This window comes from Streptomyces sp. CA2R106, assembly GCF_037034245.1.
Taxonomy (GTDB): Bacteria; Actinomycetota; Actinomycetes; order Streptomycetales; family Streptomycetaceae; genus Actinacidiphila.
In genome coordinates this window covers 24,680-38,555 of record NZ_JBAGKC010000014.1, presented here as the reverse complement: position 1 = coordinate 38,555, position 13,876 = coordinate 24,680, and the positions used below count along the sequence as shown (strand labels likewise).

General features: G+C 73.9%; 14 protein-coding genes. 6 read left to right on the top strand and 8 right to left on the bottom strand.

Features of this window, described 5'->3' with window-relative positions; all coding sequences use genetic code 11:
• Positions 1-102 precede the first annotated feature (102 nt).
• Both WA788_RS20545 and WA788_RS20540 read left to right on the top strand, forming a co-directional pair.
• Positions 103-753, top strand: coding sequence for a VOC family protein (locus WA788_RS20545; RefSeq protein ID WP_335979414.1), 651 nt, complete (start codon positions 103-105; stop codon positions 751-753).
• A gap of 905 nt (positions 754-1,658) precedes the next feature.
• Positions 1,659-1,856: a DUF397 domain-containing protein gene (locus WA788_RS20540; RefSeq protein ID WP_335979411.1), complete on the top strand. Its 198-nt coding sequence runs from the start codon at positions 1,659-1,661 to the stop codon at positions 1,854-1,856.
• A gap of 362 nt (positions 1,857-2,218) precedes the next feature.
• On the opposite strand, the gene WA788_RS20535 is transcribed toward WA788_RS20540, so the two are convergent.
• From WA788_RS20535 to WA788_RS20525, 3 genes are all read right to left on the bottom strand, one after another.
• Positions 2,219-2,902, bottom strand: a complete 684-nt coding sequence (locus WA788_RS20535) for a hypothetical protein (RefSeq protein WP_335979409.1) — start codon at positions 2,900-2,902, stop codon at positions 2,219-2,221.
• A 50-nt stretch (positions 2,903-2,952) separates the two neighbouring features.
• Positions 2,953-3,804: a helix-turn-helix domain-containing protein gene (locus tag WA788_RS20530; protein ID WP_335979407.1), complete on the bottom strand. Its 852-nt coding sequence runs from the start codon at positions 3,802-3,804 to the stop codon at positions 2,953-2,955.
• Positions 3,805-4,046: 242 nt separating this feature from the next.
• Positions 4,047-4,943 (bottom strand): LysR family transcriptional regulator, encoded by an 897-nt coding sequence (locus WA788_RS20525; protein WP_335979405.1) that lies wholly within the window; start codon positions 4,941-4,943, stop codon positions 4,047-4,049.
• A gap of 75 nt (positions 4,944-5,018) precedes the next feature.
• On the opposite strand from WA788_RS20525, the gene WA788_RS20520 reads away from it, so the two are divergent.
• From WA788_RS20520 to WA788_RS20510, 3 genes are all read left to right on the top strand, one after another.
• On the top strand, positions 5,019-6,545 hold the full coding sequence (locus WA788_RS20520) for an MFS transporter (RefSeq protein WP_335979403.1): 1,527 nt from the start codon (positions 5,019-5,021) through the stop codon (positions 6,543-6,545).
• A gap of 190 nt (positions 6,546-6,735) precedes the next feature.
• Positions 6,736-7,632 carry an SDR family oxidoreductase gene (locus WA788_RS20515; RefSeq protein ID WP_335979401.1) on the top strand — a complete coding sequence of 299 codons (897 nt, stop codon included), beginning with the start codon at positions 6,736-6,738 and terminating at the stop codon, positions 7,630-7,632.
• Between the two features lie 419 nt (positions 7,633-8,051).
• The gene (locus WA788_RS20510; RefSeq protein ID WP_335979399.1) at positions 8,052-8,762 is read left to right on the top strand and encodes a G1 family glutamic endopeptidase; all 711 of its coding nucleotides are present in this window, start codon (positions 8,052-8,054) and stop codon (positions 8,760-8,762) included.
• 161 nt (positions 8,763-8,923) lie between these two features.
• Here the strand turns inward: WA788_RS20510 and WA788_RS20505 are convergent, their stop codons facing one another.
• On the bottom strand, positions 8,924-9,760 hold the full coding sequence (locus tag WA788_RS20505) for an SDR family NAD(P)-dependent oxidoreductase (RefSeq protein ID WP_335979397.1): 837 nt from the start codon (positions 9,758-9,760) through the stop codon (positions 8,924-8,926).
• Positions 9,761-9,909: 149 nt separating this feature from the next.
• The gene (locus WA788_RS20500; RefSeq protein ID WP_335979395.1) at positions 9,910-10,572 is read right to left on the bottom strand and encodes an SGNH/GDSL hydrolase family protein; all 663 of its coding nucleotides are present in this window, start codon (positions 10,570-10,572) and stop codon (positions 9,910-9,912) included.
• Between the two features lie 145 nt (positions 10,573-10,717).
• Between WA788_RS20500 and WA788_RS20495 the strand changes: the two genes are divergently transcribed.
• Complete coding sequence (locus WA788_RS20495; protein ID WP_335979392.1) at positions 10,718-11,770, top strand: zinc-binding alcohol dehydrogenase family protein; 1,053 nt, start codon at positions 10,718-10,720, stop codon at positions 11,768-11,770.
• Positions 11,771-11,975: 205 nt separating this feature from the next.
• Here WA788_RS20495 and WA788_RS20490 read toward each other — a convergent pair whose 3' ends face one another.
• The 3 genes from WA788_RS20490 to WA788_RS20480 are packed head-to-tail and all read right to left on the bottom strand — an operon-like array spanning position 11,976 to position 13,646.
• The gene (locus WA788_RS20490) at positions 11,976-12,209 is read right to left on the bottom strand and encodes a hypothetical protein (protein ID WP_335979390.1); all 234 of its coding nucleotides are present in this window, start codon (positions 12,207-12,209) and stop codon (positions 11,976-11,978) included.
• Positions 12,210-12,268: 59 nt separating this feature from the next.
• Positions 12,269-13,054 (bottom strand): hypothetical protein, encoded by a 786-nt coding sequence (locus tag WA788_RS20485; RefSeq protein ID WP_335979387.1) that lies wholly within the window; start codon positions 13,052-13,054, stop codon positions 12,269-12,271.
• Entirely contained in the window at positions 13,044-13,646 is a 603-nt protein-coding gene (locus WA788_RS20480; protein WP_335979386.1) for a sigma-70 family RNA polymerase sigma factor, read from the bottom strand. Before WA788_RS20480 ends, WA788_RS20485 begins: the two co-directional genes overlap by 11 nt.
• Between the last annotated feature and the right edge of the window lie 230 nt (positions 13,647-13,876).

The following is a 13,876-nucleotide window of genomic DNA, read 5'->3' as shown; positions in this document are numbered from 1 at the left end:
CGGTCGGGGCCGCGCCGCCGCCCGGGTGGAATCCGGCGGCCCGCCACGGCCGCGCCGCCCGCCTGGGGCACCGCCGGGCCCGGCGGTGTTACGTTGCCGCGCATGGTCGAACGCATCACACCGAGGCAGTTCCACGAGGCGGCCGGGGTCGACGACTGGCGGGTGCTCTTCGACGGCGCGAGCGCGTACTTCCGCACCGGGTCGTTCGCGACCGGCGTGCGGCTGGTGGACGCGATCGGCGCCCTCGCGGACTCCGCGAACCACCACCCCGACGTGGACCTGCGCTACCCGGGCGTGACGGTGCGGCTGACCACCCATGAGGTCGGCGGGCTCAGCGAGCGCGATGTCGCCCTGGCCCGGGCGATCTCCGGGGCGGCCCGGGAGTTGGGCGCGCCCGCCGACCCGGGCGCGCTGAAGTCCGTGCAGATCACGGTGGACGCCCTCGTCGGCCCGCAGGTGATGCCCTTCTGGCGCGCCCTGCTCGGCTACCGCGACGCGGGCGAGGCCGACCTGGTGGACCCCAACGGCAGCGAACCGCCCTTCTGGTTCCAGGAGATGAGCACCCCGCGCACCGAGCGCAACCGCCTCCACATCGACGTCGCGGTCCCCCACGACCAGGCCGAGGAGCGGATCGCCGCGGCCATCACCGCCGGCGGCCGCCTGCTCTCCGACGCCCACGCCCCCGCGTGGTGGACCCTCGTGGACCCCGAGGGCAACGAAGCCGACGTGGCCACCTGGATGTCCCGCGACTGACCCACCCACCCCTTACCGCTGCCCCGCCCCCTTCGCTCCTGCTCCCTTGCCCGTTGCCCCTGGCAACGGCTCCGGCACTCGCCTCTCAAGGAGAAGGTCCGACCCGCTGCCCCGGGGCACGTATTTTCCATATTTCCCTCACGGGAACTACATTCCGCGATCATGCGAGCACACGTGGCAGTTCGGCTCGCGCTCTTGGCATAGTCATAAGTCAAATGACCACCCGAATGGCGCGGATCGGGGTTCACAACCTAGTGGACCCGCACACAGGGATGGGCCGAAATCGAGCAGCGACGGGCAGATTCACCCGGGAACGTACCGCTTCCGCCTTCTTGGCCGCCGCCGCACCGGGCTCGGGCGGCGCCCGCGGAATCCGGGAATCCCAGCCGCCGACCCCGCCCGCAGACGTACCAAAGCCCACTACCTCGCAGGTGAACGAGGCGAGTTCGCCCACGACCGGCCATCGGCCGCTTCGACGCCCCCGCCACCAGGCTTCGTTGATGGGGTGTCAAACATGCCCCGCATAAGCCGGTGCGCGGCACGATCGGGCGACCGCGCGTACGCCGGCTCGCTATTGGCGTTCGGGCGCGCCCGAGCGGGCGTTCGTAGCCCTCTCATCGAGACCATGACCGCCTGCAGCCGCCGCACATGCCCTTCGGTATGCTTCTTGCCACCGGTCGACCCGGTGCTTTAGCGTTCAACGCGGGCTGGGTTGTGTCTTGCCACCGCAAAATGGGTATCCCCCTTATTCGGAGGCGCGGCACGGGTATGGACCGCTCTGTGCGCGGAGACAGATACTGCGGAATTCCACCGCACCTTTTCCGCTCACCGAAGCGATCCGGACCGAGCGGCGCGCGACTGCGGGACCGGCCTACGACCGGCCGGTTGGGGGGATGGTGATCTTGATGCCCGACACGTCCGGCGGATGGCGCAAGAGCAGCTTCAGCGGAAACGAGTACGAGTGCGTGGAGGTGGCTCTCCATACCGACCAGGTGCGGGCTCGCGACTCGAAGGACCGTACCGGCCCTCAGTTGGTGTTCCCGGCCCAATCCTGGCGCGAGTTCGTCGCGGCCGTGGCGACCGGGCAGTTCGGGACACCGTGATCGTCGTGGCGAGTGTGGGAGAGGCAGGCGCGTGAGCAGCACCGACGGCGAGGACCGCGTGCAGCGCTCCCGTGCCCCTTCACCGCCTGTGCCCGGCGCGCGGTGGCGGCGCCGGCTGGCGCTGGTCGCACTCGGCGCGGGCAGCGCCGCGTTCGTGCTCGTCGCCGCCGGCCTCACGGCACAGGCGGTGGACGGACCCGCGGCCCGGACCGCGGTGTGGCTGGCGACCGCGGTCGTCCTCACCGCCGCACTCGGCCTCGGGGCGGCGTGTGCCCAGGTGATACGGGCGCGACGTCGCTGCGCGCCCCCGTCCCCGTACCCGTCCCCGCCGGCATCCGCTCCGGACGCGGTTCACCCCGACCTCACCCAGGCTCTGACGGCTGGTCAGGGCCCGAGTTCCGGCCCGGACGGTCATGCGACCGGGGACTCGATGGACCCGCCGCCGGAGTCGCCGTGTGCTCCGACGCGGCCGGGCTCGTCCCGGAACCGTCGGCCGTCGACCGGCTGGTCGGCCCGCTGACGTCGTCCCGGGCCCCGCCCGCCGAGCGCGTCAGCGACGCGACGATCCGCTGGAGCGGCGGCCGCCTCCTGCCCGCCACGCACGCGGGCACCACGACTCCGACCAGTACGGTGGCCACGCAGCTCCCGACCGTACCGAGCGGAAGCAGGGCGCGGTGGTGCGACAGCTCCACCAGCACCGCCACCGGCAGGCCGCAGACCGCGAGGCACGGAAGGATCAGCCCAAGCACGATGACGGTGCGCCGCTGCTGCTGCGCACGCGAGGTCTCCACCCGCCGAAGGGCATCGGCGTCGGCCGAGGTGCGACGCTCGTACGCTTCGGTCTCGGCGCCGATGCGCTCCATCTCCTGTGCGTGCCGACGCGCCCGGTACTCCAGCACCTGATCGAAGCGCCCCCGGTCGCCCAGCGCGCTCAGCAGCACGTCGTTGTCCGAGACGTGCCCGGCAGCCGACCGGTCCGCGCCGGGCTCGTCGCCGCCCGGGTCCGCACCGTCCTCAGCGCTGCCGTCCTGCGCAGTACTCCGCATTGTTGGCCTGAAACTCTCTCGGTCTCCAGCAAGAACCCGACGACAGGTGTTCAGTCCTTGCCGGTCTCCTCCTTGGCCTGCTCGATCAGCGCGCGGGCGGCCTCTCCGTGCCTGGCTCCGGCGGTGAGGACTTCGAAGCACTCCTGGTAGCGGGCCAGCAGGGCGAGGTCGTCCCCGGTGGTGACACTGCCGGTGGCCTGCTCCAGGTAGAGCACGTCGGCGTCGTCGGTGAAACCCAGCAGGACGAAGCTGCCCATCGTGCTGTAGTGCGCCCCGAAGTCCAGCGGCAGGACACTGAGGTCCACGCGCGGATGCCCGGCCACCTCCAGCAGGTGGTCCAGTTGTCCGCGCATCACCGCCGGGCTGCCGATCCGGCGGCGCAGTGCGGCCTCGTCGATCACGAAGGAGAGGTTCGCCGTCCCGTCGAGCAGGTGCGTCTGGCGGTCCTGGCGCAGTGCCGCCACCCGCGCCACCCGCGCCGGCTCGACCCGCGGCTCGAGAAGCGCCTCGGTGTAGCCGCCGGTCTGCAAGTGCCCCGGCACGACGACCGGATGGTAGGCGGACACCTGCTCCGCCGCACCTTCCAGGCCCAGATACTGGCCGAACGACGGGGACAGCACGTCGTGGTACTTCGCCCACCAGCTCGACCCCTTGCTGTTGCGGGCGTCCGCCACCAGTTGCTCCACCTGCGCCCGCTCGGTCACCTGGTAGAGATCGGCCAGCGCACGGACATCGGTGACGGACACACCGACCTGACCCGTTTCGATCCGGATCAGCTTCGACGGTGACCATTCCAGCAGCTTCGCGGCTTCGCGCTGCGTCAGGCCGGCGTGCTCCCGAGCCCGGCGCAGGTCCCTGCGGAGTTTGCGCCTGGTCACGCTCGGGTCCACCGTTCGGGTCATGTCACTCCTTCGGCCAACTCGCCACGCGGGCGGTGACATCAGCACGTCCCGTGGCCAACTTCTCACTCTGCTAGGCGCATTGTGCGACTAGCTATTCGTCGCACTCTAGCTGACGCCCCGCCAGCAGAAGGTCGCACCTCGTGTTCCGAAGGTCACCGGTCGCAGTTGCCTGGGATGTTCCGAGCGGGCATACCGTGACCAAACGGCCGGCGCGCACATGCAGGCGGGCGTGGGGGCCCTCGTCAGGCCAGAGCCGTACGGATGGTGGTGCGGAGCCAGCGTTGGGGTGGGTCGGCGTCCAGGCGGGCGTGCCAGAGGAGGCGGACGTCGAGTTCGGGGAGGTCCGCGGGCAGCGCGAACCAGCGGATGCCGAGCGTCGCCCCGTACTGCTCGGCGAGGCGCTGCGGGACCAGGCCGACGTAGCCGCTGGAGGCGACCAGCAGCGACGCCACCGCGAACGTCGGGACGACGGCGGCGACATGGCGGCGCAGGCCCGCCGCTTCGAGCACGTCGTCGAGCGGGCCGCGGGCCCGGCCGCGCCGGGAGGCGGACACGTGCGGGTGGCGGCACAGCTGGGCCAGGGTCGGGCGGCGGGCCGCGCCCAGCGGGCTGTCGGCGCGCACCACGCCGACCAGCCGCTCGCGGTACAGCACGGCGCTGCGGATGTCGGGCGCCGCGACATCGCCGACGCCGATGTCCAGGTCGACCGAGCCGTCCCGCAGCGCCTCGACGCTCTCGCTGCCCTCGGCCACGAAGCGCAGCACCACTCCGGGGGCGGCCGCCGCGACGGCGTCGACGACGGCGGGGGCGAGGGTCGCGGCCACGCCGTCGTTGATCCGGACGGTGAAGGTGCGCTCCAACTCGGAGACGGGCACCTCCCGGTCGCCGCTGACCAGCGCGGACGCCTCGTCGAGCAGGGACCGCACCCGCGGCGCGGTGCGCAGGGCGAACGGCGTCGGCGCCATCCCGCGGCCGGCCCGCACCAGGATCGGGTCGTCCATCGCCCGCCGCAGCCGGCCCAGCGCCCGGCTGGTCGCCGGGATGGACAGGTGCAGCCGCTCCGACGCCCCGGTGACGCTCCCTTCCTGGAGGAGCGCGTCGAACACGCGCAGGAGGTTCAGATCGAGCTGCTCGGCCATAGTTGCATGGTACGCAATGTGTGATTGCTGATGTTGCGTGGCACGAAGGGCACCGGGGTTCGTAGCGTCGTCGGCATGCCAACCCACGCAATGATCAGCGGCCGTGCCCCGGCGCCGGACGGCCCGCGGCTCTCCCACGGCGGCGCCGCGCCGCGCGGCCTGACAGCGGTCATGTGCGCCTGCGTCGTCCTCGTCGTCGGCATGGTCGCCGCGGTCAACCTCGCCGTCCCGCTGCTCGCGTCGAGCGGGCTCCACCCGTCCGCGTCGGCGCTGATCTGGATCGTCGACACGTATGTGATCGTCTTCGCCTGCCTGGTGATCCCGGGCGGCGCCGCGGGCGACCGGTTCGGCCGCAAGGGCGTCCTGCTCGCCGGGCTGCTGCTCTTCGCCGCGGGCGCGCTGCTCTCGGCCCTCGCGCCGGGCCTGCCGCTGCTGCTCGCCGGCCGCGCGGCCACCGGTGTCGGCGCCGCCGCGGTGCTGCCCAACACGCTGGCCGTGCTGCTGCACGCGGTGCCGGAGGCACGCAAGGGCGCGGCCGTCGCCACCTGGGCGTCGATGACCGGCATCGGCGGGGTGGCCGGCAACGTCGGCGGCGGCGCGGTGCTGTCCGGGGGCGCCTGGCGCTGGCTGTTCGCCGCCGCCGTCCCGGTCGCGCTGCTGCTCGCCGCGCTGACCGCCCGGATCGCCCCGGTCTCCGCCCGCCACGACCGCCGGCTCGACCCGCTCGGCGCGGCGCTGCTGGTCGCCGCGTCGGTCACCCTGCTGCTCGGCATCGTGCAGGGCCCGGAGCAGGGCTGGGGCAGTCCGCTCGTCGTCACCGGATTCGCCTGCTCCGCCGCGCTGTTCGCGGTATGGACCCTGGTCGGGCTACGGGCCGCGCACCCCCTGCTCGACCCGCGGCTGCTGCGCCTGCCGGCTCTGCGCAGCGCCTGCCTGGGCATGACGGCGGTCTTCTTCGGGATGTTCGCGCTGTTCTACGTCAACGCGTCGTTCCTCCAGTACGGCAAGGGGTTCGGCGTGCTGCGCACGGGACTTGGCATCATCCCGCTGACCGTGCCGCTCATGGCCGGCGCGCGCCGCAGCGGCCGCCTGGCGCGGCGGATCGGCCTGGACGCCACCCTCGCGCTCGCCTTCGCCTTCGTGGGCGGCGGGCTGCTGGGCCTGTCGACGGTCGGCGCGGGCACGCCGTACGCCGCCTACGCCGGATGGCTGCTGGTCACCGGCACCGGAGTGGCACTGGCCCTGCCGGCGCTCTCCGGCGCCATCGCCGGTTCGCTGCCGCCGGCCCAGGCCGGGGTCGGCGCCGGACTCCAGGCGACCACACGGGAGTTCGGCAGCGCGCTCGGCGTGGCCGTCATCGGCACGGTGCTCACCGCGCGCTTCACCGCCGCGCTCCCGGCCGACGTCGAGGCCGCCGGTCACCCGCGCACCGTGGCCCAGGCCCTCGCCGCCGCCCCGGCCGACCGCGCGCCCGCCGTCGTCGGCGCCTTCACCTCCGGTGCGGACGCCGGGCTGCGCGCCGTCGGCGTCGCCGTCCTCGCCGCGGGCGCCCTCGTCCTCCTCCTCTCCCGCCTGACCGGCCGCGCGGACGCCCGGCTCTGACCGGAGGCGGCTGGGCGGAGGCAGCGGACCGGAGGCGGTGGACAGGGCCGACGGCGCGACGGCGCCGCGGACTTCACGCCCGGCCCGCGCCCGAGACCCCCACCCCCACGGCGCGCCCCGCACGGGCCGCCGACCACCCCACCAGCCGCGGCACCCGACGTGCCGCGGACCGAACCGAAGGAAGAACGACATGCGTGTATTCGTCACCGGAGCGACCGGCTGGATCGGCTCGGCCGTCGTCGACGAACTGCTCGGCGCCGGACACGAGGTCGCCGGGCTCGCCCGCTCGGACGCCTCGGCCACGGCGCTCGCGGCGAAGGGCGCCCGGGCCGTCCGCGGGGACCTGGACGACCTCGGCGGCATCCGCGGCGCGGCAGCCGCCGCCGACGCCGTGGTCCACCTCGCCAACAAGCACGACTTCGCCGACCAGGCGGGCACCAACAAGGCCGAACGCGGCGCCGTACAGGCGATCACGGACGCGCTCGCCGGCTCCGGCCGGCCCTTCGTGGTCGCCTCGGGCCTGGCGTTCCTGACCCCGGGACGGGTGGCGACCGAGCAGGACCGGTCGCCGTTCCACGGCGTCGACTCCCTGCGCGGCGGCAGCGAGAACCTCGCGCTGGAGGCGGTGGAGCGCGGGGTCGGCACCGTCGTCACGCGCTTCGCGCCCACCGTGCACGGCGCGGGCGACCACGGCTTCCTCGCCGGGATCGTGGCCACCGCCCGGGACCGGGGCGTCTCGGCGTACATCGGCGACGGCACCGACCGCTGGGCCGCGGTCCACCGCGGCGACGCGGCCCGTGTGGTGCGGCTGGCCCTGGACCGCGAAGTGGCGGCGGGCACCACGCTGCACGCCGCGGCGGAGGACGGCATACCCACCCGGCGGATCGCCGAGGTGATCGGTCGCGGTCTCGGCCTGCCGGTCGTCTCCGTCCCGGTCGGCGAGGCGGCCGGGCACTTCGGCTGGCTCGCGAAGTTCTACGGCACGGACATGGCGGCGAGCAGCGAGGCCACCCGTACGGTATTGGGCTGGACGCCGCAGGGCCCGAGCCTCGCCGAGGACCTCGACGGTGGCCACTACTACCGCTGAGCCCCGCTCCTACGGCTGAGCCCGCGCCCCCGACCACCGGCCACGCCCCCACCCGCCCCTCCCGACGCCCGCGGCGCTCGCGCCGCGGACGTCGGGCGTACCGTCCTTCGCCGCCCTGCCGTAGGGCCCGAACCCGCATACGGCGTACGGCACTTGCCGCCCCGCCCCACATCAGCGGCGAACTCCCGCCCGGACCTGGCCACTTCGGCGCGCCGGCTGTCACCACTCCGAGTGTTGTCATGTTCACGCCATTGCGGCATCCGGTAGCAGCCCGCCCCTTCCGCCCCACCCGGCACAGCCCGCAGCATCGCTACAGCGGCCTGATCGGCCAGCCTCCACCCACAACCACGTGGGCATGCGGACGGCCGGCCGACTCCCCCCACCACCCTCGCAACTCCCACACCTTTGGAGTTCACCGGATGCACAAGTTCCGCACAGCCGCCCCCGCAAGGGCGGCCGCCGCCGCACTGCTCGCACTGTCCTGCGCCTCCCTCGCCGGACCCGCGAGCGCGGTCGCACCCAGCGTCGAGTTCGGCACCGCGCACTACGCCCAGCCCCTGCACGGCTTCTCCGGCGACAGCAACTGGGGCGGCTACGTCGCCCGCGGCTCGGGCTTCACCGACATCTCCGGCTCCTGGACGATGCCCGAGGTCACCTGCAACTCGACGAACGACCTGTACGCGCCGTGGATAGGCATCGACGGCTACGGCTCCTCGACCGTCGAGCAGACCGGCGTCCAGGTCGACTGCTCCAACGGCAGCCCGGAGTACTCGGCCTGGTACGAGATGTACCCGGCCGCGCCGGTCTACTACGACGAGTCCGTCGACGCGGGCGACGCCTTCACCGCCAGCGTCGTGGACAACGGCGGCGGCGCGTACACCCTGAAGCTGTCCGACACCACCAAGGGCTGGTCCAAGACCACCCAGAAGTCGCTGTCCGCCGACGACGTGAGCGCCGAGGCCGTGATCGAGTCGCCCACCGGCAGCTACCCGTCCTTCGACGAGCAGGACTTCAGCGGCATCACCGTCAACGGCCAGTCCTTCGACACCTACGGCCCCGAGGCCATCGACAGCGGCCAGTACACCGAGACCGCGCTCAACGGCGGCTCGTTCTCCATCATCCCGGGCTGACGTACCGTCACATCGCGGTACGGCCAGGCGCGTTCGCGAAGGCGGCGCGCCGGCCGGCCCGGTCGACTCCCCCCACGGGATACCGGTCCCCGAGGCACCACGCCTCGGGGACCGTACCCGTCTCACCCGGCGACCGCCCGATACCGGGCCGCGCCCGTTGCTCAGGCGCCGGCGCCGCCGTCGACCGGCAGGATCGCGCCGGTCACCATCGAGGCGCGGTCGGACAGCAGCCACGCCGCCGCCTCCGCCACCTCACGGGGCTCGGCCATGCGGCCGAGCGGGGTGGACGCGGCGATGGCCTTCACGACGCCCGGCGTGGCCGCCTCCCACGCGTCGATCATCTCCGTGGCCGTACCGCCCGGGGTGATGCCGTTCACCCTGATCCCGTGCGGCGCCCAGCTCACTGCGGCGCTCTCGGTGATGCTGTTGAGCGCGCGCTTCATGGCGCCGTAGGCGGGCAGCGCCGGGTTGGCGCGGCGGCTGCCGATGCTGGAGGTGTTGACGATCGCCCCGCCGCCACCGCGCCGCATGAGGGCCGCCTCGGCGTTCATGGCGGTCCAGTGCGCGCGGAAGTTCACCGCGAACTGCTCGTCGATGACCTCGTCGCTCGTGGTGTCGAGCGGGCCGGGGTGCTGGCCGGCCGCGCCGTTGTTGAAGGCGCCGTCGAGCCGTCCGTGCAGCTGCTCGACGCGGTCGACCGCGGCGCGGACGCTCGCGCGGTCGGCGAGGTCGAGGGGGACGGCGTCCGCGGTGCCGCCGGCGGCGCGGATCTCGGCGGCGATCCGCTCCAGCGCGTCGGTGCCGCGGGCGGCGAGGACGACCGAGGCGCCCTCGGCGGCGAAGAGGTGCGCGGCGGCCGCGCCGATGCCGCGGCTGGCGCCGGTGATGAGGACGACCTTGCCGGCGAGCAGGCCGATGGGGGCGGCGCCCCGATCGCCCCGGTTGCCGCTGTTGTGCTGGTTGTGCGGGTTGTTCTGATCATCCCTGTTGTTCGTCATGCGACCAGCCTTGTCGAACGGCTCGGGCGCATACAGGCACAGCCAGTACCTGGCTGGGCCGCGACGGGGGCGGCGGGTCCGCGGTAGCGGCACAGGCAAGGGGGCGCCGCCGGTCCCGTCCCGGCGGCGCCCCTGCCCGTGCCCGGCCGTCAGGCGGCCCCGGCCGCCCCCAGCTCGCCGATCACCGCGAGGAAGGCGCGGGCGATCACCGCGTGCCCGGCCAGCACCGGGTGGACCCGGTCCCCGGCCCAGTCGGCGGGCGCGGTGTGCGCGAGGACCCGGTCGAAGGCCGCCTGCACGTCGATCAGCGGCAGCCCCTTCTCCGCGGCCACCTCGCGGGCGGCGGCGACGTAGCGGTCCGACTCGGTCCGCCAGGGGTCGGAGGTGTCGCCCTCGATGAGGTACGGCGTGGCGAGCACCAGCCGGCAGCCGGTCTCCGCAATGGCCCGGTCCAGCAGCCCGGAGAGCGTCGTGCGGTACTCCTCGACGGACACGGCCTCGTCCGCCTTGCCCTCGATGCCCCGCCAGCAGTCGTTGATGCCGATCTTCACGAAGAGCCAGTCCGGCCGCTCGGCCAGCACGTCGGCCTGCCAGCGCCCGGCGAGGTCGCGCACGGTGTCGCCGGAGACCCCGCGGTTGGTCCAGCGCAGGGCGAGCTCGGGGGCCTGTGCGGTCACCAGGGCCTGGATCAGGCTCACATAGCCGCCGCCGTAGGGCGCCCTGTCCTTGGTACGGCCGGCATCGGTGATGCTGTCGCCGATGAACAGCACATGGCTGCCCTTCTCGAAGGGAAGCGTGATGTCAGCGGGCATAGTCCTCGGACTCCTGTGGGTGCGCTCGGTCGGTGATCATTCACACCGTACGAGGTCCCCTCCCCCGCAACCAGACCGTGGCCGGCGGTAACGGGCACGGCGGGCGCGGATTGCCGCGCCGGTGGGGGCGGCGCATGCTGGGGGTATGGACGAGTCCGCCGGTGCGGGGGACGTGGGCGGCTGGGCGGTCGCGGAGCCGGGGCCCATCGCCTCGGGACCGCTGCGTCCGGTGCGGCGGCCGGTGCCGCGGCCGGGACCCGGCGAGGTCGCGGTACGGGTCGAGGCGTGCGGGGTGTGCCGTACGGACCTCCATCTCGCGGAGGGCGATCTGCGGCCGCACCGGGCGGGCACGGTTCCGGGCCACGAGATCGTCGGCCGGGTGGTCGCCGCCGGTGAGGGCGCGGACCGCTTCGCGCCGGGCGACCGGGTGGGCGGCGCGTGGCTGCGCGGCACCTGCGGGGTGTGCCGCTACTGCCGGGCCGGCCGCGAGAACCTGTGCCCGTCGTCGGTCTACACCGGCTGGGACGCCGACGGCGGCTTCACCGAACTGACGCTGCTGCCCGAGGAGTTCGCCTACCCGCTGCCGGGCGGCGCCGACCCGGCCGAGCTGGCGCCGCTGCTGTGCGCGGGCATCATCGGCTTCCGCGCGCTGCGGCGCGCCGCGCTCCCGTCCGGCGGCCGGCTCGGGCTGTACGGCTTCGGGGCGTCCGCGCACCTGGCCGCGCAGGTGGCGCTCGCCGAGGGCGCGATTGTCCATGTGCTGACCCGGTCCGCCGCGGCCCGGCGGCTCGCCCTGGACCTGGGCGCCTCGTCGGCGCGCGGCGCCTACGACGCCCCGCCCGAGCCGCTGGACTCGGCGATCCTCTTCGCCCCGGTCGGCGACCTGGTGCCGGTCGCGCTGGCGGCCCTCGACCGCGGCGGCACCCTGGCGGTCGCCGGCATCCACCTGTCCGACATCCCCGCGCTGAACTACCAGCACCACCTGTTCCAGGAGCGGAACCTGCGCAGCGTCACCTCCAACACCCGTGCGGACGGCCGGGACTTCCTCGCGACCGCGGAGCGGATCGGCATCCACCCCACGGTGACCCGCTACCCGCTCGCCGCGGCGGACCGCGCGCTGGCCGACCTCGCCGCCGACCGCGTCAACGGCGCGGCGGTCCTCATCCCGCCCAGCACCCCTACCAGCGACGTCAGTTGACTTGCCGTCAGGTCGGTGGGCGGGACGAGTCGTCCGCTCGGCGCGAGCCCCTTTGCCGACGGCGGGCAATCGGGTGAAGTTCCGGACCCGCCTCACGCCTGCGAGTGAGTACCGCTCCCGCCCGCGGATAATGATCGTTACGTTGTTCCCCTCGGACCTTCGCGGTCGCGCCCCTGACAGACGCGCCCGCGAAGGTCCGCTCCCTTCACCCTCCCCGGCCGTCTCCGCCGCCCCGCGCTCCGCCGCCCTCCTGGCGAGGACGCCCGCCTCCAGGACGCCCAGACCGCGGGCCGGCGGCGAGCGCGAGCGCGAGCGCGCGGGACGCCTTCTCCAGGCCGGGACGGTCCTCCGGCCCGGCCACCGCGAGCAGCCGGTCGACCACGGCGAGCGCCGCGGGCAGTTCGTCGAGGACGACGAACCCGTCACCGCCGGTCGGCATCTCCTCCTCCTTCCGCGACGGCCCGCCCGCCGGTCGCGCGGGTGTCGGAGCCGTCGGGCTCAGGCGCCGGCGGCCACCCGGCCGCCGGTCATCTCCTCGATCTTCGCCGCGAAGCCGTCCGCGGGGAGCGGGAGGTCGAGGGAGTCGTCGACGAAGCGGACGGCGGAGCGGACGTAGCCGACGACGGCGGTCGCCTCGTCGGGGACGGTCTTGCGGCGGGCGACGGCGTGCAGGCAGGTGGCCGCGGCAGCGGTCTCACGGTCGCGGCCCTCCCGCACCGCGCGGGCCCACAACTCCTTCCCGCGGCGCGGGATCTGGTCGTGCCACCAGTTGGCCTCCTGTACCTCGCCGAGCGCGAGGTGGTGCAGGAAGAGGCAGAACTTCGCCTCGCCGTCGTCCGCGCCGGAGGCGAACTGCCACCAGAAGCGCGCGCTGTCCTCGCGGGCGGCGAGGTGCAGGACGCAGGCCAGCACCCGGGCGCCCTCGGGTTCGAGGATGCGGCTGGGGTCGTCGGCGGCCTCGACCGAACCGCTGACGAAGGCGGACATCGTCTGGAGCGCGTTGGCCTGGGTGATGACGATCTTGCACAGGTGGCGCAGGTCGTCCGCCGCGTCCAGCCGCTCGCGGTCCTCGGTCTCGCCGCGGTGGCCGGACTCCCAGCGGCCGGGCCGTACCGGCTCGCACCACAGGTCCGGGCTGGTGGCGTCGTCGAAGGTGAGCGCTCCGGACATGATGTGCCGCATCGCGGCGGCCTCGGCGAGCCGCGCCTGCGCGGCGACCAGCTCCTCACGGGTGTACTCCGGCGTGCGCAGCCGCGCCTTCGCCAGGATCTGCTCAAAAGGCATCGACACGGGCATCTTCGCGTCCCTTCAGGTCGGGGTCGAGCGCCGCGGCGAGCCGGCGCCGCGCGTCGCGGGCGGTGGAGCGGACGGTGGCCTCGGTGATCCCCAGCAGGTCCGCGGTCTGCCGGACGGTGTAGCCGAGGCTGTACCGCATGAGGAACACGTCGTGCTGGCGCTCGGGCAGCGCGTCGATGGCCTCCCACAGCGCGATGCTGACCTCCAGCGCGCCGATCGGGTCGACGGTGTCGTGCGCCAGCTCGGTGGTGAAGATGGCGTCGGCCAGCTTCTGCCGGCGGCTGCGGGAGCGGGCCGCGTCCCGTACCCGGTTCTTCACCAACCACCAGGCGTAGGCGGCCGGTTCGGGCTGGGCCAGGGCCTTGCGCCAGTGCCGGAGGAGTTCGAGCATGGCCTCGTGCACCGCGTCCTCGGCGTCCGCGCGCGAGCCCAGGTACATCTGCGCCCAGCGGACGTACGCGCCGCGGTAGAGCGCGTGGAACGCCTGGAAGTCCAGCGGCTGGACGGCGGCGTCCGGGTCCGGGTCGTCGTCGGCCTTCGCGCGGGGCAGGCGGTCGCCGTGTGCCTCGTCGTGGTTCACCGGGTGCCTCCCCGTCCGCGGCGGGCGCATCCCACGGCCCCGCCGGCAGCCGCGGGCGCGGCTCCGCTCTGATCTGTCGTCACGGCCCTCGCCGTTCCTCTCGCTGAGGGAGAAGAAGCGCCACCCCCGTGTGCACTCCGGGACCGCACCTTCGCGGTCTTGCCTACATAGCGTTCGGCGCCGCCCAAACGTGCACCCGACGGCAGGCATATAAACGCACCAATACGTAC

Excerpts from the sequence above, each read along its gene's own strand:
- WA788_RS20545 (WP_335979414.1), top strand. The coding sequence starts at position 103 with ATGGTCGAACGCATCACACCGAGGCAGTTCCACGAGGCGGCCGGGGTC.
- WA788_RS20540 (WP_335979411.1), top strand. The coding sequence starts at position 1,659 with ATGCCCGACACGTCCGGCGGATGGCGCAAGAGCAGCTTCAGCGGAAAC.
- WA788_RS20535 (WP_335979409.1), bottom strand. The coding sequence starts at position 2,902 with ATGCGGAGTACTGCGCAGGACGGCAGCGCTGAGGACGGTGCGGACCCG.
- WA788_RS20530 (WP_335979407.1), bottom strand. The coding sequence starts at position 3,804 with ATGACCCGAACGGTGGACCCGAGCGTGACCAGGCGCAAACTCCGCAGG.
- WA788_RS20525 (WP_335979405.1), bottom strand. The coding sequence starts at position 4,943 with ATGGCCGAGCAGCTCGATCTGAACCTCCTGCGCGTGTTCGACGCGCTC.
- WA788_RS20520 (WP_335979403.1), top strand. The coding sequence starts at position 5,019 with ATGCCAACCCACGCAATGATCAGCGGCCGTGCCCCGGCGCCGGACGGC.
- WA788_RS20515 (WP_335979401.1), top strand. The coding sequence starts at position 6,736 with ATGCGTGTATTCGTCACCGGAGCGACCGGCTGGATCGGCTCGGCCGTC.
- WA788_RS20510 (WP_335979399.1), top strand. The coding sequence starts at position 8,052 with ATGCACAAGTTCCGCACAGCCGCCCCCGCAAGGGCGGCCGCCGCCGCA.
- WA788_RS20505 (WP_335979397.1), bottom strand. The coding sequence starts at position 9,760 with ATGACGAACAACAGGGATGATCAGAACAACCCGCACAACCAGCACAAC.
- WA788_RS20500 (WP_335979395.1), bottom strand. The coding sequence starts at position 10,572 with ATGCCCGCTGACATCACGCTTCCCTTCGAGAAGGGCAGCCATGTGCTG.
- WA788_RS20495 (WP_335979392.1), top strand. The coding sequence starts at position 10,718 with ATGGACGAGTCCGCCGGTGCGGGGGACGTGGGCGGCTGGGCGGTCGCG.
- WA788_RS20490 (WP_335979390.1), bottom strand. The coding sequence starts at position 12,209 with ATGCCGACCGGCGGTGACGGGTTCGTCGTCCTCGACGAACTGCCCGCG.
- WA788_RS20485 (WP_335979387.1), bottom strand. The coding sequence starts at position 13,054 with ATGCCTTTTGAGCAGATCCTGGCGAAGGCGCGGCTGCGCACGCCGGAG.